Consider the following 12,014-nt stretch of genomic DNA (forward strand, 5'->3'; position numbering starts at 1 on the left):
TACTAATGGAAACAGCATATATTATTACACCCCAACAAGTGACGGAACAAAAACAATAACAATCACCAGTCCTCAAGAAAACCATATACAAGAAACCAGTTACACAACAGAATTCAACGTAATACAAAAAATCATACTTACACCAGAAAACTTCGATACATACATAACTGATGGAAAATTCAACGATAAAGTATCAGAGAGTGCTATTATTGATGTTAGTGGTAAATTTGATGACGAAAGATACGCATTTACAGTAAACAAACCAGTAAATATGATATCAAGTAGTGGTGATGCTTTCTTCTGTTTCTATTCAACACCAAAAGTAGAAGGAACAAGTGAACTGCCAGACTACTCATTCATCATAAACAAGGAAGGATCAGGAACAAACATCACAGACATACACTTTGAAAACACGATGATTGTAACAACCGAAGCACATGACATAGTATTCGATAATATTACTTCTTATTGTACTAGTGGTTATGGTTGGGGTCGTGGATCAACCAGTATCCGTAACAGCCAGAAYRTCACAATCAAAAACTCATACTTCAACACAACAGACAAYAACGGAGTAAGTACAGTAGTATTTGCAGCATCASAAAACTGTYTRCTAGAAAACAGCACAGTAGTAGGAAGYGGATTCATAGGAAACCTCGTATAYGCAACCACATACAACGTTGAWGTAAAMGACAMATACGGAAACAACAAYATCACCATWCGTGGWAACAARATAATRGGACGMRACCTACAASTAGGAAGTGCAACATGCTACAGYRTATGCGTAATWGGWRACAAYATYACAGTYGAAAACAAYTACATAGAAAACAGYAACAARTACCTTATCATGACACAATACAARGACGATGCATATGAAGTAGCAGGAAGCACCGGTGGACTAACCATTAGAAATAATTCATTTGGTCCAGGAAAAATAGGAGTAACATTCAACCCATGCACAATAACMRACAACACATTCTATGGAAACGTAACACTAGAAGTWACCGAAAATACAATACAAGCAAACAACACCAACAAAAACGAAAATGAAAATCCATATGTCAGTGAAGAAACAAGTACAACACACCCTACAAAAATAACAATAAACGCACCCCAAAATTACATCTATGAWGAAAACACACAATTCACARTAACCGTAACCGACCARAMAACCAACACACCMCTAAACAAGGGATACMTTGAGGTATACTCMGATGGAACACTATACAAAAACATCACAATAAACCAAGATACAACAACATTCACCTACAACAACCAGGAAATAGGACCACACCACGTAAGAGTATGGTACTACTCACCAGATGAAAACATAGAAAATACACAAAAACTACACACAATAGAAGCACAAAAAATAACCGGACAACTAAAACTRGAAACAAAAAACAACCCAGAAATCGGAGAAACMATAACACTAAAAGTAACATACACACTAAACAAAAACAAGAACCATCAAGCWAAYATWACMTTYGAAYTACCRGGACAAAAACCAATAACCATAACAGCASYAAACAAYASWGCAACACTCRAAACCAYRATAACAACWGAYTACATTAAAAAYATTCTRGGAGGAAGAGAACAAAACATAAAAATCACAGCAAACACCAACGACACMAACATAGAAATAACAGGCCTCACCACAAAACTAGGAGTAACAAAAGCAACMACMARTATAGAAATAACACCANAYAMRATNMAAAATAGGACAAGCAACCACCATAACAGCAACAATTAAAACACCAAACAACACRACCATAAACACAGGAASWATAACATTCACAGACSAAMAAGGAAACAMMATMKCAACAGTRAACGTKCAAAACAACAAAGCAACAACCACCATCACATACAACAACACCGGAAACACACARATAAACGCMRYATACACAGAAACMATAYACTACAAATCAAGCAACAAAACAACAACAATAAACRTAGAAAAATATGATACAAAAATCACAAGCACAACCAGCACGGCCAAATATGGTGAAAAAACCAGTATAACCGGAAAACTAACCGATGAAAACAACAAAGCAATAAMCAAYRCAGACATCAYAATCACAATCAACGGAGTACAAAACAAGGTAACAACAAACAAYAACGGAGAATACACACTCACAACCAACATAAACAAAGTAGGACAAAACACAGCAACAATAACATACAATGGAAACACCAACTACAAYCCAACCASYACAACCACMACMATMAMMRTAAACAAACAAGACACCANCATNMACAACMARTAMTATACCAGCAACAAAATAYRSTGAAAGYGTAACAATMACAGGAACACTCAAAGACAAAAATGGNAAANCAANNTASCAAACGCYAAYATAAAACTAARCATAAACAAYAAAGAAACAACARYWACMACRAAYAANCANAGGAACATACACATACACAACAMMAGCARMYACCACAGGAACCAACACYATCAYAATAACRTACGATGGAAACACMAWCTACAACAGTGCCAATACACAGRCWACATTYACAGTAAACAAACAAGACACAAAAATCACAATCAATACWAAAAATGTTAAATATGGAGAAACTGTCACAATAACWGGAAAACTMACMGAYGAAAACAAMMAAGCAATAACCAACACAGACATCACACTAWCACTAAACAACAACAAACACAACATAAAAACAAACAACAACGGAGAATACACATAYRCAAYMACAGCWRMYACMRYAGGAAYCAACAATRTMACARTAACATACAATGGAAACASYAACTACAACCCAACMASCACAACCACMACAATAAACATAAAYAAACAAGACACCNCYANTCACAAYAAAYARTATACCAGCAACAAAATACACWSAAAGCGTAACAATMACWGGAACACTCAAAGACAAAAACRGTAAAACACTAKCAAACCAAAACATMMAACTAAACATWAACGGWAAAACAGTCACAGKAAAAACAGATAAAAACGGAGCATACTCCTACAAACAYAYWACAAACAAAGTAGGMACCAACAACYTRACAGTAACATTTGCTGGCAATAATAACTACAACAGTGCMAATACMMRGACAACATTYACAGTAAACAAACAAGACACCACWATCACATTAAACAATATAAAATCCACATACACCAGCAACGCAACAATMACMGGAAAACTCACRACCMATGAYGGTAAAATATTAGCAAACCAAAACATRMAWYTAAAYATMAACGGYAAAACAGYCACARTAAAAACAGATAAAAAYGGTATATTCACWTACAAGTACCAGACAAACAAAGTWGGAACMAACAACATMACMSYAACWTACAMWGGAAACASTAACTACCAGGGYACAWCACTYARRAAAACATTCACWGTAAGCAAAYTGGAYCTKAAAATMACSATWAACAAAATAACRACAGTTGCATATGGTGAAAAGATAATAATCAAGGGAACATTCAAAGACAAAAAYGGTAAAATACTAGGAAACAGYAAACTAAAACTYAACATCAACGGMAAAACMGYSACAATAAAAGTAAACAAAAACGGARTATTCACMTAYAAACACACCACAMRAAAAGTAGGAACCAACAACATCACCATAACACACCMGGGAACAAAAAACTACAAYAAAATCACCAMRAARGCAACATTCAAAGTAACCAARCAAAACYTWAAAATCACAYTMAACAGGACAAACAAGGTAGGCTACGGATCCAAAGTATACGTCAAAGGACAACTAACCGATAAACAYGGTAAAATAATAAGAAACACAGTAATAACCATAAAYATTAACGGYAAAATMATAAGAGCYAAAACYAAYARYAARGGAATATACAACCAYAGYYTAACAACCACCAAACTAGGAAYCAACAACATCACAGTAACATACCCTGGAAACAAAAACTATAATAAAATCACCAAGAAARCMACATTCACAGTAACTAAACAAACAGTAAAAATAACCACAAATACTAAACAGGTAAAARRAACCAAGAAAGTAACAGTYACKGGAAAACTMACGACMAARGATGGTAAAGCATTAAGAAACAGTAAAGTAACACTCACAATYAATGGTAAAAAGAAAACCGCRAAAACAAACAMCAAAGGARYWTACACATTAACAGTYACTGCTAAARCTGGTAAGAATACTTTGATTGCAAGTTTCACAGGAAACAAGTATTATAATAAGTATACTGGAGCTAAAAAAGTMTTCAGTATTGCTTARWTTTYWTWTSRTNNGATAWWGWWTWTTYTTATCTNNWTTTTTANCTTTTTTTNRATTAWTTTTTCAAAATTTTTTTATTTTTTTATTAGTCTAATGTTTTTTATAATAATTTATATTTATTGGAATAGTCATAATTGTTATATAAGAAAGTAGTTATGAGATTATAATATCTACTAATTGATAGACTAATAAAAAATTTTTTTTTATTGGGGTGAATAATGAATATGAAAACGAAAGGTATATTATTTTTGCTTTGCATACTCTCATTATTTTTTTGCCTAGCAGTAGTTTCTGCTAGTGATGTTCAATCAAATGATTCGAACATTATCCAAGACAAGGATACATCAATAAATGCTGATGTCACAGCAAATAATAATGTTGCAAAGACAAAAGAAATTGTTAAAACAAGTAATAAAAATGTTAAAAAGGCTTCAGATACTATAACTGTTACAAGCAGTAATTATGCTAAATATTTCAAAACCAACACTACTACTGGAATTTCCAACACGACCAGTCTGGTGAAATCTGGAAATATTATTAATTTGCAGGGTAATTTCAAGGATGTTACTTTTAATGCTGATAAGAAAGGTTTAACCATTACCAGTATTGGTAAAAAGGCAAGGTTAACTGATTGTACTGTTTATGTTACAAAAAATGGTGCTGGTTCTAAGGTTTATAATTTAACCATTAATAATAGTAAACCAGTATGTGAAGGAATTATTCTTGATCAGGCTAGTAGTGCAGTTGTTAAGGATAATACTGTGTATGTTTATGGACCTGAAGACTTTGTAATGACAACTTATTCCATGAATAAGTGTACTATTGAAGGAAATTATTTTGAAAGTTATCATACTCAGACTAATATGAGAATTTATTCCTCTGAAAATAATAAGATAATAAATAATACTGTTATAGGAAATGCTAATTGTATTTATTTATGTGCTTATGGTGGTGACGAGTCTAATAATAATCTTATTAGTCAGAATACTGTTATTGGAAAAAGTGAATATTCAACTTGTTATCCTATACAGATTATGGGAAATAATAACCTTGTAGAAAAGAATACTGTTATTGGAGGAAATCGTGGAATTTCTTCTGAAAATTCTAATATAATCCGGGGTAATGATATTAATGCAAACTTTACCGGTATTTATACCCGAGAGAATTCAACTATTGAAAATAACTTTATTCATGTTTCAAAGGATAGTCGTGGAATAAGCATTAATGGTGAAGGAAGTGTAGTTAGAAACAATGTAATATATTGTAATGATAGTGCAATAGTAATTGGTTGTGATGATGTTACTATAACAGGCAATGATATTGTTTCTAAGAATATGAGTATTATTACTGATGATAATGTGAGAAGGGTTAAAGGAATTAAATTGTTAAATAATAATATTACAGGTAAATTGGACAATGATTTGGGTAATATTGTTGTGACGGGTAATGTTTTCGGGAATAATTCAGGATATTTCCGTATCGATAATAGTCAGATTAAATTAGATGATGAATATGCTTTTGTTCCGGTTGATGCTAGTATCTCCGTTTATGAAAATGATAAATTAGTTAAAAATGTTAATATGAAACATTCAACAATAGATTACAGTGTTCCTTCTGGCCGTCATTATTACACTTTATTATTTACGAACTCTTCTCTTAAAGATAATAAGTTTCTTGTGAATAATGATAACAGAACTTTGTTAACTTTAACCCCTAACAGTATAAATGCTAAAATAAACACGAACATAACTATTGGCGGAAAATTATCTCTTAACGGTAAAGGAGTTAATAACGAAGCAGTTTCAATTACTATTGATAATAAAAAGTATGATCTTACAAGTGATGCAAATGGTGCATTTAGTGTAAAATATCCTGCAACTAATGCTGGTTCTCATACTGTAATATTTGAACATGCTGCGAATGAAAAATATTTATCAAACAGGGAAAGTGTTAATTTCACTGTTAATAAGATCATATCCAAATTAACAGTAACAGCAAATGCTGCCAGGTATGGTGAAACTGTAACAATTACTGGAAAATTAGTTGATGCTAATAATAAGGCAATTAATGGTAATGTTAATGTTAATTTAAATGGTAAAACTAGTACTGTTAAAACAGGCACAAATAGTGTATACAAGTATACAACGAAAGCTGTTAAGGTTGGAACCAATAACATAACAGTAACATATCCTGGAAGTTCTTATTATGAGAAAGTAAGTGCTGTAAAAACTTTCAAGGTATCAAAACAGAACACTAAACTCACACTAGCTAAGATTAAATCAACGGCTTATGGTAATAATTTTGTGGTTACTGGTAAATTAACTGATAAAAATGGTAAAATATTAAAAAATACTGCTCTTAAGATAACAGTTAACAAGAAAACAGTAGCAGTGAAAACAAACACTAAGGGAGTATACAAGTACACAACCAAGGCAAACAAAGTAGGTACTAATACTATAACAGTAGTTTATGCAGGAAATAGTAATTATAATAAAGCTACTATTAAAACTAGTGTTAAATTTACTAAACAAAGCACAAAAATAACTGCCACTGCTACTAAACAAGTAAAATATGGAAACAAAGTAACAGTAACTGGTAAATTAACCACAAAAACTGGTAAAATTTTAAGTAAAGTGCCTGTTAAGGTAAGTGTTAATGGAAAACTTGTGTCCACAAAAACAAATGCTAAAGGAATATATAAAATTACCAGCACTACATCTAAGATTGGTACAAACAATGTCCTTGTAAGCTATGCAGGAAATACTAATTACAACAAGATTTCTAAAAAAGTAACATTCAAAGTAGCAAAACAGAACGTAGTAGTAAGTATAACTTCAGCAAAACAAGTAACTAATAAGAAACAAGCAAAGATAACTGGAAAGTTAGCTGATGCTAATGGTAAAGTTATTAAAAATACTAAGATTATATTGAAAGTTAATGGTGTTAAAAAATCCGTGAAAACCAATAATAAGGGATTTTACACTTTAACAACAGCATCTAAAACTGGAAAGAATACTGTGATTGCAAGTTTCAATGGAAACAGTTATTACAATAAATACACATCCAAATCAAAAACATTCACCATAGCTTAAAAACTTTACCCTTTTAATCACCAATGGAGTAAATAAACCCCCAACCTTTTTACTCCACATATATTTAATTTTTTTACTATTTTTATATGACAAATAATTAAAAGCATAACGAAAATAAATTAATATTAATTAGTTTAGAAAAAATGTAACTGAAAATATTATAATTTATTAAAGAAAATTATCGAAGAGGTTATATTAATGATACTGAAAAAAACACAAATAATTATTTTTCTTTTAATGACAATAGCATTGATGTCTGTATCCGTAGCAACAAACATAGACGATGACAACAACCAAACACTTACATTAACCCATGATTCATTAACAACTAACATGGCACAGACAATTAAAAACGAAAAAAGTGTGATTGCAGAAAATACAAACATCAATAAAAAAACACCAAAATCATATAACATTAAATCATATGAAGAAAATTCTTCCAACAATACACAATATACAAATAATAACCAAGAAAACAGGACAAATACAATCATTATAACACCAGAAACATTTTCAGAATACATAACTGATGGTTTACTAGCTAACAATATAGCATGTGGAACAACTTTAGACTTCACAGGAAAATTTGATGGTGAACAATACGCATTCACTATAAACAAGCCAGTAAATATAATATCCAGCAAGAATGATGCATTCATTTGTTTCTATTCAACACAAAATCTTGAACAAACATATGGAACACCAAACCATTCCTTCCTAATAACAAAAGAAGGATCAGGAACAAACGTTACAGGAATCTACTTTGAAAACACTATGATAGTAACTCAAAGAGCATGTAATGTAACCTTCGATAACCTGACAGTATACTGCAGTAGCGATTATGGGTGGGGCCTAGGATCACCAAGCATACGTAACAGTGAAAACGTGACAATAAAAAACTCATACTTTAACACCACAGAAGACAATACATGGGTAAGTACAGTTGTCTTCGCAGCATCAAAAAATTGTCTGCTGGAAAATTGTACAGTAACCGGTAGCAACTTTATCGGAAACCTAGTATATGCAACCACATACAATGTAGAATTAACTGACGAATACGGTAACAACAACATCACCATACGAGGAAACAGGATAATTGGAAGAAATCTTACACCTAACCTACAAACCTGTTACAGTGTATGTCTCATCGGAGATAATATGACTGTTGAAAACAATTATATTGAAAACAGTAACAGTTACCTTGTAATGTCCCAATATCATGATCACATATATCATGCTGATGGAACCTCAAGAAAATTAATCATAAGAAACAACTCCTTCGGACCAGGAAAAATAGGAGTAGAATTTGATCCATGCACAATAGTAAACAATACATTCTATGGAACGGTAAAATTAGATGTGCTGAACACTACAATACAGGAAAACAACACCCTAAAAGATGAAAACTCTAACCCCTACACAATAGAGGAGGAAAGCACCCTTACCCCTACACTTGTAAATATAACAGCACCCTCCAGTTACATTTATGATGAAACAAACACATTCACTGTAACAGTAACCAACCTTAAGAACAACCAGAAAATAAGAGAGGGATGTCTGGAAATATATTCTGATGGAAAACTATACAAAAACATAACTATTTCAGATGAAACAACAACATTCACCTATAACAACAGAGAACTAGGAGAACACCATGTGAGAGTATGGTACTATCCAAACAACAACACACTAATGGGAAGTCAAAAAGTACACACAATAAAATCTGAGAAAATACAGGGACAACTAACTATTGAAACAAAAAACAATCCAGAAATAGGGGAAACAATAACATTAAAAGTATCATACACATTAAACAAAGAAAGAAATCATCGAACAAACATAACATTCAACCTACCAGGACAAAAAACATTCACCGTAGAAGCAGTAAATAATACTGCGACAATTGAAACAAAGATAACCCCTGATTATATACGTGACATTCTTGGTGGAAGAGAACAAAGCATAAAGGTAAGTGCAACAACTAACGATTCAAACATAGAAATAACAGGTACAACCAGAAAACTAGGAGTACAAAAAGAAACCACGAACATTACCATTACTCCGACAACTGCCAAAATAGGAGAAAAAACCCTTATTACTGCAACCATAAATTCCAGAAATAACATAAATACTGGAAGTATAACATTCACCGATGAAGAGGGAAACATAATATCAACAAGTAATATTAAAAATAATCAAGCAACAACAGCTATGACTTATAACACGTCCACCACACATAATATCACTGCAACATACTCAGGAACAATACACTTTAAAAATAGTAATAAAACAAGCAGTATCCTAGTGACACGATATGACACCCTCCTAGAATGTAACAGCACCATTGCAAAGTATGGTGAAAAAACTAGCATAACAGGAAAACTAACCGACGAAAACAACAAAGCAATAAACGATGCAGACATCACAATCACAATCAACGGAGTACAAAACAAGGTAACAACAAACAACAACGGAGAATACACACTCAATACCAACATAAACAAGGTAGGACAAAACAAGGCAACAATAACATACAATGGAAACAATAACTACAACCCAACAAGCACAACCAACACCATCACAATAAACAAACAAGACACCACAATAATAATAAATAATATACCAGCAACAAAATGCACGCAAAGTGTAACAATCACAGGAACACTCAAAGACAAACTAGGAAACAACATACCAAACGCCAATATAAAACTAAGCATAAACAATAAAGAAACAACAATAACCACTAACAACCAGGGAACATACACATACACCATCACATCATATACCACGGGAAGCAACAATATAACTGTAACATATACTGGAAATACTAACTACAACAGTGCACATGTCCAAACTACATATACAGTAAACAAATTAGATACAAAAATCACAATCACAGCAAACACTGCTAAATATGGGGAAACAATCACAATAACTGGAAAACTAACCGACGAAAACAACAAAGCAATAACCAACACAGACATCACACTAACACTAAACAACAACAAACACAACATAAAAACAAACAACAACGGAGAATACACATACACAATCATAGCCGATACAATAGGAACCAACAATATAACAGTAACATACAATGGAAACAATAACTACAACCCAACAAGCACAACCACAACATTAAACGTGAACAAACAAGATACTACCATCACAATAAACAATATCCCAACAACAAAATGCACCGAAAGTGTAACAATCACAGGAACAGTCAAAGACAAAAACGGTAAAACATTAGCAAACCAAAACCTAAACCTATCAATTAACGACAAAATGGTCATAATAAAAACAGACAAAAACGGAGCATACTCCTACACAACACAAGCAAGCACAGTAGGAACCAACAACTTAACAGTAACATTTGCAAGCAATAATAACTACAACACAGCCACTACCAGGACAACATTCACAGTTACAAAACAGGACACCACCATCACATTAAACAATATAAAATCATCATACACCAGCAACGCAACAATCAAAGGAAAACTCACAACCCATGATGGTATAATATTAACAAACCAAAACATGAAACTAACTATCAACGGCAAAACAGTTACAGTAAAAACAGATGAAAATGGTATATTCACTTACAAGTACCAGACAAACAAAGCAGGAGGTAACACGATAATAGCAACATACAATGGAAACAGTGACTATCAGGGCACATCACTCAGAAAAACATTCATTGTAAGCAAACTAGACCTTAAAATCACAATAAACAAAATAACAACAAAAGCGTATGGAGAAAAAGTAACAATCAAGGGAACATTCAAAGACAAAAACGGTAAAATACTAGGAAACAGCAAACTAAAACTTAACATCAACGGAAAAACAGCCACAATAAAAACAGACAAAAATGGAGTATTCACCTACAAACACACCACACGAAAAGTAGGAACCAATAATATCACAATATCACACCAGGGAACAAAAAACTACAATAAAATCACCAAGAAAGCAACATTCAAAGTAACCAAACAAAATCTTAAAATCACACTCAACAGGACAAACAAGGTAGGCTACGGATCCAAAGTATACGTCAAAGGACAACTAACAGATAAACACGGCAAAATAATAAAAAACACAGTAATAACCATAAACATTAACGGCAAAACTATAAGAGCCAAAACCAACAGCAAAGGAATATACAACCACAGCCTAACAACCACCAAACTAGGAAGCAACACGATAACAGTAACATACAATGGAAACAAAAACTACAACAAAATCACCAAGAAAGCAACATTCAAAGTAACCAAACAAACAGTAAAAATAACCACAAACACCAAACAAGTAAAAGGAAACAAAAAAGTAACAATCACAGGAAAACTAACAACCAAGGATGGTAAAGCATTAAGAAACAGTAAAGTAACACTCACAATCAATGGTAAAAAGAAAACCGCAAAAACAAACACCAAAGGAGCTTACACATTAACAGTCACTGCTAAAACTGGTAAGAATACTCTTGTAGCTGGTTTTGCTGGTAACAGGTATTATAATAAATTAACACTTGCTAAGAAAGTGTTTACTTTGGTATGAATGTGATTATAGATCATATGTATTCCCCACCCTTTTTCCTCCCATCATTTTTATGTTTCTTTTTTAATAGATGTTTATTAGCCTTTTTTTTATTAAATAAATTTGATTTGACAACATTGTTTAAAAATTCAACTACTTTAAATATAAACTTACACATA

At 32.2% G+C, this 12,014-nt stretch carries 3 protein-coding genes and 1 pseudogene; all 4 read left to right on the forward strand.

What is annotated here, in order from left to right; genetic code table 11:
* Positions 1 to 2,541: 2,541 nt before the first annotated feature.
* The 4 genes and pseudogenes from PXD04_RS23480 to PXD04_RS21725 all read left to right on the forward strand — a co-directional run bounded on the left by PXD04_RS23480 (position 2,542) and on the right by PXD04_RS21725 (position 11,856).
* A pseudogene (locus PXD04_RS23480) lies at positions 2,542 to 2,895 on the forward strand (Ig-like domain repeat protein).
* Positions 2,831 to 4,207, forward strand: a complete 1,377-nt coding sequence (locus PXD04_RS23485) for an Ig-like domain repeat protein (protein ID WP_409988289.1) — start codon at positions 2,831 to 2,833, stop codon at positions 4,205 to 4,207. Before PXD04_RS23480 ends, PXD04_RS23485 begins: the two are co-directional and overlap by 65 nt.
* A 224-nt stretch (positions 4,208 to 4,431) precedes the next feature.
* Positions 4,432 to 7,299: an Ig-like domain repeat protein gene (locus PXD04_RS21720; protein ID WP_323736889.1), complete on the forward strand. Its 2,868-nt coding sequence runs from the start codon at positions 4,432 to 4,434 to the stop codon at positions 7,297 to 7,299.
* 198 nt (positions 7,300 to 7,497) lie between these two features.
* The gene (locus PXD04_RS21725) at positions 7,498 to 11,856 is read left to right on the forward strand and encodes an Ig-like domain-containing protein (RefSeq protein WP_323736890.1); all 4,359 of its coding nucleotides are present in this window, start codon (positions 7,498 to 7,500) and stop codon (positions 11,854 to 11,856) included.
* Positions 11,857 to 12,014 lie beyond the last annotated feature (158 nt).

The sequence above is a fragment of the Methanosphaera sp. ISO3-F5 genome (genome assembly GCF_034480035.2).
Classification (GTDB): Archaea; Methanobacteriota; Methanobacteria; order Methanobacteriales; family Methanobacteriaceae; genus Methanosphaera.